The sequence below is a fragment of the Pseudoalteromonas mucoides genome, assembly GCF_049257175.1.
Classification (GTDB): domain Bacteria; phylum Pseudomonadota; class Gammaproteobacteria; order Enterobacterales; family Alteromonadaceae; genus Pseudoalteromonas.
In genome coordinates, this window is record NZ_JBMMUC010000012.1 from 82,319 (window position 1) to 97,619 (window position 15,301).

Annotated in this window: 15 protein-coding genes; 12 read left to right on the forward strand and 3 right to left on the reverse strand. The window is 42.1% G+C overall.

All coding sequences use genetic code 11. From position 1 onward, the window contains the following. Nucleotides 1-278: 278 nt before the first annotated feature. Genes AAEU30_RS14015 through AAEU30_RS14025 form a run of 3 tightly spaced genes read right to left on the reverse strand, consistent with a single transcriptional unit; the run spans nt 279 to nt 1,354 of the window. Nucleotides 279-536 (reverse strand): hypothetical protein, encoded by a 258-nt coding sequence (locus AAEU30_RS14015; RefSeq protein ID WP_421961018.1) that lies wholly within the window; start codon nt 534-536, stop codon nt 279-281. 21 nt (nt 537-557) lie between these two features. Beyond that, nucleotides 558-1,004, reverse strand: coding sequence for a hypothetical protein (locus tag AAEU30_RS14020; protein ID WP_421961019.1), 447 nt, complete (start codon nt 1,002-1,004; stop codon nt 558-560). 8 nt (nt 1,005-1,012) lie between these two features. Further along, complete coding sequence (locus tag AAEU30_RS14025) at nt 1,013-1,354, reverse strand: DUF883 domain-containing protein (protein ID WP_421961020.1); 342 nt, start codon at nt 1,352-1,354, stop codon at nt 1,013-1,015. Nucleotides 1,355-1,847: 493 nt separating this feature from the next. Between AAEU30_RS14025 and mraZ the strand changes: the two genes are divergently transcribed. Genes mraZ through AAEU30_RS14085 form a run of 12 tightly spaced genes read left to right on the forward strand, consistent with a single transcriptional unit; the run spans nt 1,848 to nt 15,301 of the window. Continuing rightward, on the forward strand, nt 1,848-2,306 hold the full coding sequence (gene mraZ, locus AAEU30_RS14030; RefSeq protein WP_421961021.1) for a division/cell wall cluster transcriptional repressor MraZ: 459 nt from the start codon (nt 1,848-1,850) through the stop codon (nt 2,304-2,306). 30 nt (nt 2,307-2,336) lie between these two features. Next, a complete protein-coding gene (rsmH, locus tag AAEU30_RS14035) occupies nt 2,337-3,275 on the forward strand; it encodes a 16S rRNA (cytosine(1402)-N(4))-methyltransferase RsmH (protein ID WP_421961022.1) in 939 nt (312 codons plus the stop codon). Beyond that, nucleotides 3,272-3,598 (forward strand): cell division protein FtsL, encoded by a 327-nt coding sequence (ftsL, locus tag AAEU30_RS14040; RefSeq protein WP_290210468.1) that lies wholly within the window; start codon nt 3,272-3,274, stop codon nt 3,596-3,598. The genes rsmH and ftsL overlap by 4 nt, the downstream gene beginning before the upstream one ends. Further along, nucleotides 3,595-5,412, forward strand: a complete 1,818-nt coding sequence (locus tag AAEU30_RS14045) for a penicillin-binding transpeptidase domain-containing protein (RefSeq protein WP_421961023.1) — start codon at nt 3,595-3,597, stop codon at nt 5,410-5,412. Before ftsL ends, AAEU30_RS14045 begins: the two co-directional genes overlap by 4 nt. Further along, nucleotides 5,405-6,883, forward strand: coding sequence for a UDP-N-acetylmuramoyl-L-alanyl-D-glutamate--2,6-diaminopimelate ligase (gene murE, locus AAEU30_RS14050; RefSeq protein WP_421961092.1), 1,479 nt, complete (start codon nt 5,405-5,407; stop codon nt 6,881-6,883). The genes AAEU30_RS14045 and murE overlap by 8 nt, the downstream gene beginning before the upstream one ends. After that, nucleotides 6,880-8,268 (forward strand): UDP-N-acetylmuramoyl-tripeptide--D-alanyl-D-alanine ligase, encoded by a 1,389-nt coding sequence (locus AAEU30_RS14055; protein ID WP_421961024.1) that lies wholly within the window; start codon nt 6,880-6,882, stop codon nt 8,266-8,268. The genes murE and AAEU30_RS14055 overlap by 4 nt, the downstream gene beginning before the upstream one ends. Next, a complete protein-coding gene (gene mraY, locus AAEU30_RS14060) occupies nt 8,262-9,344 on the forward strand; it encodes a phospho-N-acetylmuramoyl-pentapeptide-transferase (RefSeq protein ID WP_087531102.1) in 1,083 nt (360 codons plus the stop codon). The genes AAEU30_RS14055 and mraY overlap by 7 nt, the downstream gene beginning before the upstream one ends. Then, complete coding sequence (gene murD, locus AAEU30_RS14065; protein ID WP_421961025.1) at nt 9,345-10,670, forward strand: UDP-N-acetylmuramoyl-L-alanine--D-glutamate ligase; 1,326 nt, start codon at nt 9,345-9,347, stop codon at nt 10,668-10,670. Next, a complete protein-coding gene (gene ftsW, locus AAEU30_RS14070) occupies nt 10,667-11,842 on the forward strand; it encodes a cell division protein FtsW (RefSeq protein WP_421961026.1) in 1,176 nt (391 codons plus the stop codon). The genes murD and ftsW overlap by 4 nt, the downstream gene beginning before the upstream one ends. Further along, complete coding sequence (gene murG / locus AAEU30_RS14075; RefSeq protein WP_421961027.1) at nt 11,839-12,921, forward strand: undecaprenyldiphospho-muramoylpentapeptide beta-N-acetylglucosaminyltransferase; 1,083 nt, start codon at nt 11,839-11,841, stop codon at nt 12,919-12,921. The genes ftsW and murG overlap by 4 nt, the downstream gene beginning before the upstream one ends. Nucleotides 12,922-12,974: 53 nt before the next feature. After that, nucleotides 12,975-14,384, forward strand: a complete 1,410-nt coding sequence (murC, locus tag AAEU30_RS14080; protein ID WP_217896156.1) for a UDP-N-acetylmuramate--L-alanine ligase — start codon at nt 12,975-12,977, stop codon at nt 14,382-14,384. Next, the gene (locus AAEU30_RS14085) at nt 14,381-15,301 is read left to right on the forward strand and encodes a D-alanine--D-alanine ligase (protein ID WP_421961028.1); all 921 of its coding nucleotides are present in this window, start codon (nt 14,381-14,383) and stop codon (nt 15,299-15,301) included. Before murC ends, AAEU30_RS14085 begins: the two co-directional genes overlap by 4 nt.

Genomic DNA, 15,301 nt, shown 5'->3' on the forward strand with positions numbered 1-15,301 from the left:
GTCAATAAATCATTAAAAAACCATGCTTTTAATAAGGTTATAGCACTTTTGGTGTAACCGAATGTAATAAACTGTTTTATTCACAGGGCTTTTTAAAGGGTGTGATTAAAGTATGAGGCATTTTTATTTAACTATAAGAGAATATTAGTAAAAATATATCTGTTGGAAATCTATGCATTTAGACAAGCATAAGTTGATCGCGCACTCGGATTTATGGGTTAAAGATTTCTTTGATTTATCATGTCGTAATCAGTTTTGCTCTATTGGGGCTTTAATTATTACAGTAAGCGCAAAAGCCAAGTGAATTTACCCACAGTACTGATAACACCAGTTGAGTTCTCATTCGATTTTAAAGCGTGGTAACCTGCGCCTGCCGTGAAGGCACTGGCTAAACCTGCCTTAGAGACGGTAAAGCGTTTTAACCTGTATTTAAATGCTTGTTGATGTTGGCGTTTTAATTCATCTAAGGTATCCATTTCGGTACTGAGTTGGTCGACCTTGCTTTGGGGTTTATGAATAAAATAATCTATTAGCATGCTATGACTCCGCTAAGTAATTTAATCTTCGCTTACATTAAGTAGTTGTTTGATACTACGAGACGTTTTATCAAAACCAATTTTACTGCTTACATGATTAATATTTTTCCAAAGCCATGCTAAACAAAGTAGCTGCATGGTTATCAATAAAACTGCAGTTAACCATGTGGATTGAGTTGCAGCAAAAATCGCTAATCCAATTGCTGCTAAAAGTCCGGCCCACAATAAAACAAGACCGCCAGCAAAGCTGACTAATAATATAATAGTAAGCGCGAGTGAGCGGGTTGATAAGCGCCATTCTGCAGCGGCAACTTTCTTACAAATGCCCGCTTGTTGGCGGTAATCTTGATAAATTTGCTCACCGTACTGAGAAAGCTTAGCAAGATGATCTTGCCACTGATCTGCACCTTGCGATGCAGACTCAGTGGTTTGATGTTCATTCTTACCAGTGTTGGTAGACTGTTCCATAATGATTATTACTTATTACGAACAAGTGCTGAAACTAACATACCTGCGGCAAAAGCAATACCAGCCGTAGCAAGCGGGTTCTCAGAAGCAAACTTACGGGTTTTACCGCTGTATTGATTCAACTTCTCTCGAGCAATTTGCTGTTTTTCTGAAAGGGTTTCAGCTGAGCTGTTAGCGCCCTCACGGATGCTTTGTTCTGCTGTCGCAGCACGTGTTGAAAGAGCATCAACAGCATTGTGAGCAGCAGATGTTGCTTTATCAGTAAAAGGGGCTTCAGCATGTGACGTTTTAGGATCAACTTTGCTGTTTGCAGAGGTGTTAGTGTTGGTATTAGTTGTTGCAGTAGTCATAGAATTCCTTCCTTAAATAATGAAACTTGGTGTGTTATGAATGTTGCAGTCTTCATACCAATATTTAAAAGTCATAAAATTCAGCCTGTTAATAAAAAAATAAAAACAAAACTCTTCTTCATTGGAGGGGGTGGCGTAACAATTTCAGATCTATTGAGTAAATTTTACAACGACAGAATTCAGAAGGGCTACTGTGCTCTGTTTTTGTAACTATTCATTGTTCATTCATTAAGCAGTTTAATTTACAGAACAGAGCAAATAACAGCGAAAAAAATATTTTTCTGTGTTTTCCACTTTTTCCCACGTAATTCAGTAGCTTTGCGCAAGCCCTTATTTTTTCTGGCTTGAACAACGAATTATAGGATTTTGCCGACTTGACAAAATGGCTTGTCAAGCCCTAAACTGGAGCACTGTGGTAAAAAGTGGTTTTTAGTGGATCAAATTGGATCAAACTTAATCTAAATGGATTAGTAACTAATTTAAATAGGCTTTTATGTTTCGCGGTGCGAGTTCGCTCAGTATGGATGACAAAGGACGTTTTGCGGTACCGACCAAGTACCGAGATACTCTGCTGTCTGAAGACTTAGGTACGGTGATTTGTACTATTGCTCTGAATGAGCCTTGTCTGTGGTTGTATCCACTTGCGCAATGGCAAGATATTGAAGAGCGCTTAGCTAAAGTTTCTAATATGAACCCACGCGCCCGACGCATGCAGCGTATGTTGTTAGGTAACGCGACAGAATACCAACTAGACAAAAATGGCCGAATCTTACTTGCACCGTCACTTCGTGCGCATGCAGATTTAGGTAAAAAAATAATGTTGGTCGGTTTAATGAATAAATTTGAGATCTGGGATGAAGAGCGTTGGCATGAACAAATGCGCCAAGATACCGAAATAGAACGACTCGGTGAATTTGAATCCAGCCCTGATTTAGATAATTTTTCTCTCTGATCAGCGAAATAAAAAGGCAAAAACTAACTAATGACAGCGCAATTTGAACACATATCCGTGCTAATGGACGAAACCATCGATGCCCTTGCTATTAAGCCAGACGGTATATACGTGGATGGTACGTTTGGTCGTGGTGGACACTCAGGACAAATTTTAGCGCGTTTAGGTGAACAAGGCCGGTTGCAAGCGATAGATCAAGATCCTCAGGCAATTAAAGCAGCTGAAAAATTTGCAAATGACAGCCGTTTTTCCATTGCTCATACGCGTTTTTCAAATATATACGATGTTGCACAGCAAAACGATCTGTTAGGCAAAGTAGACGGTATTTTATTAGATATTGGGGTGTCTTCACCGCAACTTGATGACGCGGAACGTGGGTTTAGCTTTATGAAAGACGGCCCACTCGATATGCGAATGGATCCCACATCTGGACGAAGTGCGGCGCAGTGGCTCGCAGAAGCTGAGCTTGAAGATATCACCCATGTGATCAAAACCTACGGTGAAGAAAAGTTCGGTCGGCGTATTGCGCACAAGGTATTAGAGGTTCGTGAACACACACCCATCACTACGACTAAGCAGTTAGCTGATTTAGTTGATGAAGCGGTGCCAGTAAAAGATAAGTTTAAGCACCCTGCGACTCGAACATTCCAAGCAATTCGTATCTATATCAATAGTGAACTTGAAGAGATTCAAACAGCACTGCAAGCTGCGATCAATGTATTAAAACCAGGCGGGCGACTCGTTGTTATTTCATTTCACTCGCTTGAAGATCGCATTGTTAAACAGTTCATTAAAAAACAGAGTAAGGGAGCAGCATTACCCAGAGGTCTGCCTTTAACTGAAGCACAAATAAATAAAGACCTAACGTTAAAAGCAGTGGGTAAAGCTATTAAGCCAAGCAAAGGTGAAATTGAACGTAATCCACGTTCGCGTAGTTCAGTACTTAGGGTTGCGCAGAGGTTGGGATGAAGGCAAAAGCGAATCATCGTCAGCCCAATTTATTTTTAGAGATTATCAAAGGCCTAGGAGCAAATAAGCTAACCTCGGCCTTGTTGGTTGTGATATTCGCATCAAGTTTGAGCGTGGTGCAAATTACCCATTTAGCTCGCCAAGAGTTAATTGAGCAAGATCAACTGCTGCAAGAGCGGGATGAGCTTGATCTTGAATGGCGTTATTTACTCGTAGAAGAAGAATTTTATTCACAGCATGCGCGCATTGAAGAAATTGCCACTATGCAACTTGAGATGAAACGGCCTACTAGCCAAGATGAACAGGTGATAATACTGCCATGAGAAGTAAAGGGAAGAAACCAGTCAATAGTTTGATCACGTGGCGCTTTATGTTGGTGTGTTCTGTTGTGCTGCTTGTCTTTGTTACTTTGGTAGCGCGGGCAGCTTATTTACAAGTTATTGAGCCAGATAAAGCGCGCTCAGAAAGTAACAAGCGGACAGTACGAGTTGAAAAACTACATGTTCAACGCGGAATGATATTTGACCGTCACGGCAAAGAACTTGCTGTAAGTGTTCCAGTTGTAAGCGTGTATGCTGATCCAAAAGCACTACATAAATCCCTGGTATCTAAAGTATTAAAACAAGCTCGTAGAAATGGTGAAGATCATAAAGCATTAGCACAGAACACCCCTTTACTTGAACAACGAGTGGCACAATACTATCAAAACGATCTTCGTTGGCGAGAACTCGCTGATGTGTTACGGATTGAGCCGAACAAAATCGACAGCCGTTTACGTAATGATGCTAGCCGTCGCTTTGTCTATCTAAAGCGTCAGGTTACACCTGCTGTAGCTAATTACATAGGAGACTTACGTCTCCCTGGTATTCACTTACTGGATGAGTCAAAACGTTACTACCCAGCTGGCGAAGTAACAGCCCATGTTCTTGGCTTTACCAATATTGATGGTAAAGGAATTGAAGGTATCGAAAAACTGTACGAAAATGCGCTTACAGGTGAAGAAGGCCGGCGCACTATTCGTAAAGATGCTAGAGGCCGTGAAGTAGAAGTGCTTGACGAACGTGAACGCGTAGAGCCTGAAAATATCCAATTAAGTATAGATCAACGTATTCAAGCTATTGCTTATAAAGCTGTTAAATCAGCGGTGTTAACTTATAAAGCCACTTCGGGCTCTGCCATGGTGGTTGATGTTAAAACCGGCGAAGTACTAGCAATGGTCAACAGCCCTTCATTTAATCCGAACAACTTAAATGATGCTGCCCCACATAAACGTCGTAACCGCGCGATAACCGATTTGTTTGAACCGGGCTCAACTGTTAAGCCTCTAGCCATTTTGGCTGGATTAGACTACGGCACAATCCAACCGGATGACAAGGTCGATACTTACCCAGGCTGGATGCGTTTAGGCGGCAGCTTAGTACAAGATACGCGTAACCATGGTGAAATGACTCTGCGTGAGATTTTAAAATACTCAAGCAATATGGGCGTGACCAAAATAAGCCAAACAGTTCCTAAAGATTACTTTGTAGGTTTATATCAAAAAGTAGGCTTTGGTAGTGACAGTGGTACAGGTATGGTTGGCGAGAGTAGTGGGCTATTTTATCCAAACCGTCGTTGGTCTGATCATGAAATTGCAGCACTATCGTTTGGCTATAATCTTGCCGTAAGTACTGCTCAAATGGCGCGGTTTTATGCGATGTTAGGTGCTGGTGGTGTGAATCGCCCACTCACTATCTTAAAACAAGATGGCATTCCTGAAGGTGAACGAATCTTTCAGCAGCAAGATGTTGAAGCTGTGGTTCATATGATGGAAAGCGTATTTGATGAAGGCGGTACAGCTAGGCGCGTAAAGGTTGATGGTTATCGTGCAGCAGGAAAAACAGGTACCTCTAAAAAAGCCGCTGTGGGTGGTTATGGCGATGAATATGTTGGCTATTTTGCAGGCTTGGCGCCAGCAAGTAATCCACGTTTAGCTGTGGTGGTATTGATCAATGAGCCCGGTGGAGATGTTTATTATGGCGGTGCAACAGCAGGACCTGCATTTGCCGAGATAATCTCTAACTCACTAAGAATTTTAAACGTAGCGCCAGATAAAGATGCAATGGCATACGTAAAGGGTGAAGACGATGGTGCGTGATTTAAAAGCGATGCTAAAACATATTGAGATTGATGCAACCAGCCTAGTGGTTAATGAGTTGCGACTTGATAGTCGTGAGGTAAAACCTGGTGATGTATTTGTTGCCATTAAAGGTCACCAATTAGATGGTGGTCATTTTATAAAGCAAGCAATTGACAATGGCGCGGTGGCGGTTATTGCAGATCGATTGTGTGAATTTGATAGCGATTTTGAGCAATTATATCTTTCTTCGGATTTAGATAAAAAACTTCCTGTACTTGCTAATCATTTTTATCAAAAGCCTAGTAAACAGCTCGATTTAATTGGTGTTACTGGCACCAATGGTAAATCCACAACCACAGCGATGATTGCTCATTTAGCAAATTACTGTGTAAAGCCCGCAGCGATTATTGGCACCTTAGGGTACGGCGCACCTGAGCAGCTAACACCACTTATCAATACCACGCCTTCGTGTGTTGATTTACAACGTATTTTATCTGAATTGGTGACAGAGCAAAAACAGCTCGTGGCCATGGAAGTATCATCTCATGGACTAGTGCAACACCGTGTTACTGGTAGCCAATTCAAAGCAGCTGTATTTACTAACTTATCTCGTGATCATTTAGATTATCACGGTGATATGGCAAGTTATGCTGATGCTAAGTTAATGCTAATGCGAGACTTTGAGGCCGAATTAGTCATCTTAAATCAAGATGATAATCAAGTGCAGCAGTGGTTAGAGCAATACGATTTCAATAACTTAATATGCTATGGCCGCAAAAATTTAGTGCCCAAAGGCGCTAGGTTTGTGTACTTTACCGATGTAAACTATCACAAATCAGGTATTTCGGCACAGTTAACGACAAGTTGGGGCGATATCGCTATAGAATGCCCATTGTTTGGTGAGTTTAATTTATATAATTTAACTGCTGCGTTTGCCACCTTATTGGGGCTTGGTTTTCCACTACAAAACTTGGCAGCAGGCTGTGCAAGCTTGCAACCTGTCGCAGGGCGTATGCAGGCTTTTAGTGCAGCAAATAAACCAACATGTATTGTTGACTATGCACATACACCAGATGCCTTAGCACTGGCATTACAAGCATTACAACAACATGTGCCAGGTGGTGTAAGTTGTGTATTTGGTTGTGGTGGTGACCGTGATAAGGGTAAGCGCCCGATGATGGCTAAGGCTGCTGAGCAGTATGCGAATAAAGTGATTGTAACTAGCGATAATCCTCGTAGTGAAGACCCTGAACAGATCATGTCAGACGTCGCGGCAGGCTTAGATAAACCGCAAGCAGCACACTTAGAATCGGATCGTAGCGCAGCAATCGCATTTGCTATTGATAATGCTAAAGATAATGAAGTGGTTTTAATCGCTGGCAAAGGGCATGAAGATTATCAAATTATAGGGTCGCAAAAAATTGATTTTTGTGACCGCAAATTTGTACAACACTACTTAAAAGAACAAATAAGAGGATCGCAGTTATGATCCCTATGGATTTTGATTGGCTAGCGAGTGTGCTGGCAACTGATAGCCCACGTGGCAATCAAATAATAAAAAACATAAACACCGACACCCGTACCTTGTGTGCAGGTGAGGTGTTCTTAGCGCTACAAGGGCCTAATTTTGATGGCCACAAATTCGTCAAACAAGCAAAAAGTAAAGGCGCAATCGCGGCGATTGTCCACCGTAAAGTTGATGTAGATATTCCTCAATTTTTAGTGGCAGATACTCGTTTAGCCTTAGGTGAAGTTGGTGCGGCAGTAATGGCAACTGTTGCTCCAAAGACCATCGCTATTACCGGTAGTGTCGGTAAAACCACAGTGAAAGAAATGTGCGCGGCCATTCTTTCATCGCACGGCGAAGTACTTGCTACTAAAGGTAATTTTAATAACGATATAGGTGTGCCATTAACTTTACTTAGGTTAGAGCCACAACACCAATATGCAGTTATCGAGTTAGGTGCAAACCACCTCGGTGAAATTGCTTATACTGCAGCGATGACAAAACCAGATGTAGCTGTGGTATGCAATGTTGCAGCTGCACATATAGAAGGGTTTGGCTCACTTGAAGGTGTCGCTACTGCCAAAGGCGAAATATATGATGGCTTAAAGCCAAATGGTGTCGCTATTGTTAATTGTGATAGTGAATTTAGCCAACAATGGTTAGATAAACTAGCGCAAAATAATATTAAACGTATATCCAGCTCGCAGCAGCTAGATGTATGGGCTGAAGACATTTCCCTTGATGCACATGCTCACGCGTCATTTTATATTTGTAATAACACACACCGAGTGCCCGTTAAGCTGGCTTTACCAGGGCGTCATAATGTGATGAACGCATTAATTGCTGTTGCATTAACCAGCGAGTTTGGTGTCAGTATTGAAAACGCAGCTGTCGCACTTGCTACTATGGGCGAAGTGCAAGGGCGCGTTAATATAATCAACGTGAGCGACACGTTGACTGTAATAGATGACACTTATAATGCAAATGTTGAATCTGTAAAAGCAGCCATTGACTTACTGAGTGATATTGAAGGACAGCGCATATTAGCCTTTGGTGACATGGGGGAGCTTGGTGAAGAAGCTCGTATGTACCATCAGCAAGTAGGTGAATACGCAAAAAATAAAGGCATCGATGAACTTTACACCTTAGGTGTGCTGAGTAAGTATGCCAGTGATGAATTTGAAAAACCAAATAGACATTTCTCTAGTCGTGACCAATTACTACAGCAATTAGAAGCTGGGTTAACTGACAAATCACAAAAAACCACCATAGTCGTGAAAGGATCGCGCAGTTCTCGAATGGAATTACTCGTACAAGATTTAGTTAACAGCCAGCAAGTTGGCAGCAATGGAGTACCTAGATGTTAGTTTGGCTGGCAGAATATTTAACTCAATATTACAGTGCATTTAATGTATTTTCATACCTAACGGTTCGCGCCGTATTTGGTATTTTAACGGCGTTATTAATTTCGTTATATTTTGGCCCTAAGCTAATACGTGGCTTGCAAAAAATGCAAATTGGCCAAGTAGTACGCAATGACGGACCAGAATCCCACCTATCGAAAAAAGGCACCCCAACGATGGGGGGCTTACTTATTTTAGCGTCAATATTTACCAGTACATTGTTGTGGGCAGATTTAGCAAATAAATATGTATGGGCAACTTTATTTGTAATTGGTTCATTGGGTATTGTTGGCTTTGTGGATGATTATCGAAAAGTAATTCGAAAAGACCCTAAAGGCTTGATAGCTAAATGGAAGTACTTTTGGCAATCAGTTATCGCGTTAGTTGTTGCCTGTGCATTGTTTTTCACTGCCAATCACGCTAATGAAACCTCGCTTGTAGTACCATTTTTTAAAGATGTATTACCGCAATTAGGTTTGTTTTATATCGTAATGACTTACTTTGTGGTTGTAGGCACATCGAATGCGGTGAATTTAACCGATGGTCTTGATGGCTTGGCAATTGTACCAACCATTTTAGTGGCGGCGGCCTTGGCAATTATTGCGTATTTAACCGGTAACGTTAATTTCTCAGCTTATTTACATATTCCGCATTTACCGCTGGCCAGTGAGTTAGTTGTTGTATGTACTGCGATTGTCGGTGCTGGGCTTGGATTTTTATGGTTTAACACTTATCCAGCGCAAGTATTTATGGGGGATGTAGGTTCCCTCGCACTTGGTGGCGCTCTGGGTATTATTGCCGTATTGGTTCGTCAAGAGTTGGTATTAGTGATCATGGGCGGCGTGTTCGTAATGGAAGCTTTGTCAGTAATCTTACAAGTGGGCTCATACAAACTTCGCGGTCAGCGAATCTTTAGAATGGCGCCTATTCACCATCATTACGAATTAAAAGGTTGGCCTGAGCCTAGAGTAATTGTACGTTTTTGGATTATATCAATCGTACTTGTGTTGGCAGGCTTAGTAACGTTAAAGATCAGGTAAATGAGCTATTTAAACGAGATACAAAACAAACGCATAACAGTGCTCGGGCTCGGTGTGACCGGTCTGGGCATTGTGCGTTTTCTATTGTCTCATAATATTACGCCAACCATTGCTGATAGTCGCCAGTCTCCCCCGGGAATAGATTGGTTAAACCAGTATGCCCCACAGCTTAATACTCAGTTTGGTGATTTAAATAATGCTGAACTCAACACTCAAGATATTATTATTATCAGTCCAGGGCTTAGCTTATCGACACCTGTTGTGGCTGAGGCAATTGCTGCGGGTGTTGAAGTAATAGGTGATATTGAATTATTTGCCCGACTTAACGATAAACCAGTGATTGCGGTTACAGGCTCAAATGGTAAATCAACCGTGGTGACACTTGCCTTTGATGTGCTCAAAACGGCTGGGTTCAAAGTGGGGTTAGGTGGCAATATTGGCACTGCGGTACTTGATTTACTTGCCGACGATTTTGATGTGTTTGTGCTGGAGCTTTCGAGTTTTCAATTAGACACCACTAAAAGCTTAAAACCTATTAGCGCCACAGTATTGAACGTATCAGAAGATCACCTTGATCGTTATGCTAATTACCAAGCTTACATAGACTCAAAACAAACAATTTATAGTCATGCTGCTTTAGCTGTGGTTAACAAAAGTGATGTGGCGACACATTGCGATATTAATCCGCAAGTGAGCTTTGGTTTATCAAACGCAGATTATTGTATATCAACATGCAATGGCGAGCCGTATTTTACAGCTTATGGTAAAGCCGTTTTACCTGTGAGCAAGCTAGGTGTTGTGGGCAGTCATAATCAACTCAATGCGTTATCAGTTATGGCGTTATTGCAACCTTTTGAGGTGCCAGTTGAGCAATTTGCTAAGGCATTTTCTGCATTTAAAGGACTTGCTCATCGTTGTCAGTTTGTTGCTGAGCAAGATGGAGTTAAATACTTTAATGACTCAAAAGCAACGAATGTAGGGGCTACAATTGCCGCAATAGATAGTCTTTCAGAGCAAGCAAAGCAACTTATTGTTATTGCTGGCGGAGATGCCAAAGGTGCAGATTTAGATGCGCTAAAGCCTTATTTGCAAGATAAAGTTAAAGCACTGATTTGTTTTGGTAAAGATGCGAATGCACTTGTGGCACTGAGTGATAAAGGCCGTTTGACAGAAAACATGCCACAGGCGGTAAATCTGGCTAAAACATTGGCTGAAACCGGTGATTATGTGCTGCTAGCACCAGCGTGTGCCAGTATTGACATGTATAACAACTACATGCAACGTGGCGATCATTTTAGCGAGTGCGTTAGGGCGGGTGAGCAATGATAGCACTGACAGATATTCGAGAAGCGCTTACACCTAAGCAGTCGGCTCAGCTTTATGATGTGCCTTTGCTTTATTGTGTGATCATGCTTATTGGTGTTGGTTTTGTCATGGTAACCAGCGCCTCAATGCCTACCGCTGAGCGTTTATTTGATAATCCTTACCATATCACTATTCGCCATAGTATGTTTTTAGCCATGAGCTTTGCACTATTTTGGATAGCGTGCAGTATGCCAATGGACTGGTGGAAGCGTTCAAACCCATATTTATTATTATTGGGCATGATGCTATTAGTCATTGTGTTAATTGTTGGCCGCGAAGTGAACGGTGCTAAACGTTGGATCCCCATAGGCCCTATTGGTTTTCAAGTAGCAGAAGCAGCAAAACTGTTCTTCTTTAGTTATATCGCCGGTTACCTGGTGCGCAAGCGTGCTGAAGTGCAAGAGAACATCAAAGGTTTTGCTAAGCCTATTGCGGTATTTGCAGTATACGCACTGTTAATTTTACTACAGCCGGATTTAGGGACTGTAGTGGTTATGTTTGTGACCACCGTTGGCCTGTTATTTTTAGCGGGCGCTAAACTTTGGCAGTTTTTTGCATTGATCTTAACGGGTATAGGTTTAGTGGTATTACTCATTATTGTTGAGCCTTATCGCATGGCACGTGTAGTTGGCTTTTTAGAGCCATGGGATGACCCATTTGGTAAAGGTTACCAGCTGGTACAATCATTAATGGCTTATGGTCAAGGTGGTTGGTTTGGTCAAGGGCTTGGCAATAGCGTACAAAAATTACAATACCTGCCAGAAGCACACAACGATTTCATTTTTGCTGTAATAGGCGAAGAGCTTGGCTTTATTGGCGTATTAAGTATTTTAATGGTGTTCTGCATTTTAGTTTTTCGTGCTCTTTTAATTGGGCAACAAGCACTTAAATGTGGCAAAGAATATGAAGGGTACTTTTCATTAGCGATAGGTATTTGGTTTGCCTTTCAAACGATGGTTAATGTAGGCGCCAGTGCCGGTATTTTACCAACCAAAGGGCTTACCTTGCCATTTGTCTCTTATGGTGGTTCCAGTTTATTGATTATGACCATTGCCGCAGGGATTTTATTCCGCGTTGATTTTGAAACAAAAATGGCAACCAAACAAGCAACATCCCGAGGAGGTAAGCGATGAGCAAAAAATTAGTCGTCGTTGCCGGTGGTACGGGCGGGCATATCTTTCCAGGTATAGCTGTAGCACAACATTTAGCACAACAAGGTTGGCAAGTAAGCTGGATTGGTACTGCGGATAGAATGGAAGCGCAGGTTGTACCTAAGCATAATATTGAGATTGATTTTATCGATGTTAAAGGGGTGCGTGGTAATGGCTTAAAGCGCTTAATTAAAGCACCTTTTATGGTAATGAATGCCATCTTGCAAGCACGTAAGGTACTTAAACAACAGCGCCCCGATGTAGTATTAGCCATGGGAGGCTATGTCACAGGACCAACTGGTATTGCAGCAAAAAGCTTAGGTATACCTTTGGTTATCCATGAGCAAAATGCGGTCGCTGGGATGAGTAATAAGTGGTTGGCAAAATTTGCTAATAAAGTACTGGCTGCATTTCCCAGTGCATTTGCGACTGGTCAGAGTGAGGTTGTCGGTAACCCTGTTCGTCAAAGTGTAACGCAGGTAGCTGTTCGCAATGCTACCAGTCCTATCAATATTTTAGTTGTAGGTGGTTCATTAGGAGCTCAGGTACTAAATAGCACACTACCTTCAACCTTTAAGCAATTATCTCATATGTGCGAGCTAAATATTTGGCATCAAACGGGTAAAGGGCATTTAGGTGCGGTTACAGAGGCTTACACAGAGCAAAATTTTAATACTGAGCAAATAAGAGCGGCTGAATTTATTGATGACATGGACACCGCTTATGGCTGGGCAGATATTGTTATTTGCCGAGCAGGGGCGTTAACTGTGAGTGAAATAGCAGCGGCAGGAAAAATGGCGTTATTTGTGCCATTTCCTCATGCTGTTGACGATCATCAGACTGCTAATGCTCAATTTTTGGTAAGCGCTGAAGCCGCTTTATTAATGCCACAATGGCAATTTAAACAAGACGCTATTGTAGATATGTTGCGCCCATTTTTAGCAAAACCTGAATTAATTGATCAGATGGCGAAGCGTGCAAAAACACTCGCCATACTGGATGCCACAGCGCATGTTGCACAGCACTGTGAGCAAGTAATAGATAAAAAGAGAGCCGTGTGAACGAATTAAATAAACAAGTAAATGCTGGTCAGCAAAGATCAACACGCCCAGCCATGAGACGAATCGACACCATTCACTTTATAGGTATAGGTGGCGCTGGCATGGGCGGTATTGCAGAAGTACTTGCCTTTGAGGGCTATCGAATCACAGGTTCTGATATTGCTCATAGCGCCATGACAGAGCGTTTAATTCAAGCAGGTGCAGAAGTATTTATTGGTCATCATCAAAGTAATGTAAAAGATGCCAATGTAGTGGTGGTTTCAAGTGCGATCGATGAAACAAACCCAGAAATTATTGCAGCAAAGGCGGCGCGTATTCCCGTTGTTCGTCGTGCTGAAATGTTAGCTGAGCTAATGCGTTTTCGCCACGGCATTGCGATTGCAGGTACTCATGGTAAAACCACTACAACAAGCCTAATTGCCAGTATTTATGCCCAAGCAGGGCTTGATCCAACCTTTATTATTGGTGGTTTACTTAATAGTGCCGGCAGCAATGCAAAGGTGGGGAAGAGTGATTTTTTAATTGCTGAAGCGGATGAGAGTGATGCGTCGTTTCTGCATTTACAACCCATGGTCTCAGTGATCACGAATATTGAAGAAGATCACATGGAAACCTACGGTGGTAGTTTAGAGAAAATGAAAGACACCTATGTGGATTTCATACATAACTTACCATTTTATGGCTTAGCCGTGGTGTGTATCGATTCAGAGGTGGCCGCTGAACTTATCCCACGCTTTGGTCGCCCAGTGATCACGTATGGTGAATCTGCTGATGCAGATTACCGCATGCTGAACTTTAGCCAGCAAGGTAATACGTGTGACTTTACAGTACGAACAAAGCAAGGCAATGAGCTAAATATTCAACTGAATATGCCAGGGATACACAATGCGCTTAACGCAACGGCTGCGATTGCTGTTGCCAAAGACCAGAATATTTCTGATCAGGCAATTTTACAGGCCTTACAAAAGTTTGAAGGCGTAGGCCGTCGTTTTCAGCATTATGGTAATTTTGCCACCGAGTGTGGTGATGTGATGTTAGTAGATGATTATGGCCATCATCCATCAGAAGTAGCGGCTACTATCGCAGCAGTGCGAGAAGGTTGGCCTGACAAGCGTTTAGTTATGATTTATCAGCCGCATAGGTTTACCAGAACCCGCGATTTATATGAAGACTTTGTTAAAGTTCTCGCTGATGTTGATCAACTTTTATTGCTTGATGTATACAGTGCAGGCGAGGATCCAATTATCGGTGCTGATAGTAAAAGTCTGTGTCGTAGCCTGCGTCAGCGTGGCAAAGAGCCGTTGCATATAGCAAGTAATTCAGAATTGGCTGGGGTGTTGGCAAATATATTACAGGACAATGACTTAGTTTTAACGCAAGGGGCTGGTAATATAGGTCAATTAGTTAAAAAGTTAGCAGCAACTGAGTTGTCAATTGAACAACTTAAGCAGGTAGAAGTATGACTCATTTAAGCACACAATTTGGCAAAGTTGCAGTATTATTAGGCGGCCACTCAGCTGAACGTGAAGTATCGCTAAAATCAGGTCAAGCAGTGCTTAATGCATTGCAAAATGCGGGCATTGATGCCGTTGCTTTTGATCCAAAAGAGCAGCCTTTGTGGCAGCTTAAAGAGCTTGCGGTAGAGCGTGTATTTATCGCCCTACATGGTCGCGGTGGTGAAGATGGTACAATTCAAGGTGCGCTTGAATTTATGGGCATACCTTATACGGGTAGTAATGTATTGGGGTCGGCACTGGCAATGGATAAAATCCGTTGTAAGCATTTATTTAAATCAGCAAGTTTAAGTACAGCACCTTACGCGGTGGTTGATAACAAACGCGGGTTTGATGCTCAAGCGATAATGAGTGAGCTTAAAAAAGTAATGGTTAAGCCTTCACATGAAGGGTCAAGCATTGGTATGGCACAGGCAAATAATGCTGATGAATTAACCGCAGCGCTCAATGATGCGTTCAAATTTGACAGCCAGGTATTGGTTGAGCAATGGATATCTGGCCGTGAATTTACTATCACGGTACTTGGTAATGATGTACAACCGGTGATTGAAATGACCACGCCGAATGGTTTTTATGACTATCAAGCTAAATATCAATCAACCACAACGCAGTACCATTGCCCTGCGGATTTATCTGCTCAAGATACGCAGCTACTGCAAGATATGGCACTACAAGCATTTGATCTTGTTGGAGCGAGTGGTTGGGGGCGAGTGGATGCTATGCAGGATGAACATGGTAATTTTTACTTACTTGAAGTAAACACTGTACCCGGAATGACTGAGAAATCATTGGTGCCAATGGCTGCAAAAGCCAATGGTGCAAGCTTTGAACAATTAGTTGTTCGCATTTTGGAGCAAACACTTTAA

Excerpts from the sequence above, each read along its gene's own strand:
- AAEU30_RS14015 (WP_421961018.1), bottom strand. The coding sequence starts at position 536 with ATGCTAATAGATTATTTTATTCATAAACCCCAAAGCAAGGTCGACCAA.
- AAEU30_RS14020 (WP_421961019.1), bottom strand. The coding sequence starts at position 1,004 with ATGGAACAGTCTACCAACACTGGTAAGAATGAACATCAAACCACTGAG.
- AAEU30_RS14025 (WP_421961020.1), bottom strand. The coding sequence starts at position 1,354 with ATGACTACTGCAACAACTAATACCAACACTAACACCTCTGCAAACAGC.
- mraZ (WP_421961021.1), top strand. The coding sequence starts at position 1,848 with ATGTTTCGCGGTGCGAGTTCGCTCAGTATGGATGACAAAGGACGTTTT.
- rsmH (WP_421961022.1), top strand. The coding sequence starts at position 2,337 with ATGACAGCGCAATTTGAACACATATCCGTGCTAATGGACGAAACCATC.
- ftsL (WP_290210468.1), top strand. The coding sequence starts at position 3,272 with ATGAAGGCAAAAGCGAATCATCGTCAGCCCAATTTATTTTTAGAGATT.
- AAEU30_RS14045 (WP_421961023.1), top strand. The coding sequence starts at position 3,595 with ATGAGAAGTAAAGGGAAGAAACCAGTCAATAGTTTGATCACGTGGCGC.
- AAEU30_RS14055 (WP_421961024.1), top strand. The coding sequence starts at position 6,880 with ATGATCCCTATGGATTTTGATTGGCTAGCGAGTGTGCTGGCAACTGAT.
- mraY (WP_087531102.1), top strand. The coding sequence starts at position 8,262 with ATGTTAGTTTGGCTGGCAGAATATTTAACTCAATATTACAGTGCATTT.
- murD (WP_421961025.1), top strand. The coding sequence starts at position 9,345 with ATGAGCTATTTAAACGAGATACAAAACAAACGCATAACAGTGCTCGGG.
- ftsW (WP_421961026.1), top strand. The coding sequence starts at position 10,667 with ATGATAGCACTGACAGATATTCGAGAAGCGCTTACACCTAAGCAGTCG.
- murG (WP_421961027.1), top strand. The coding sequence starts at position 11,839 with ATGAGCAAAAAATTAGTCGTCGTTGCCGGTGGTACGGGCGGGCATATC.
- murC (WP_217896156.1), top strand. The coding sequence starts at position 12,975 with ATGAGACGAATCGACACCATTCACTTTATAGGTATAGGTGGCGCTGGC.
- AAEU30_RS14085 (WP_421961028.1), top strand. The coding sequence starts at position 14,381 with ATGACTCATTTAAGCACACAATTTGGCAAAGTTGCAGTATTATTAGGC.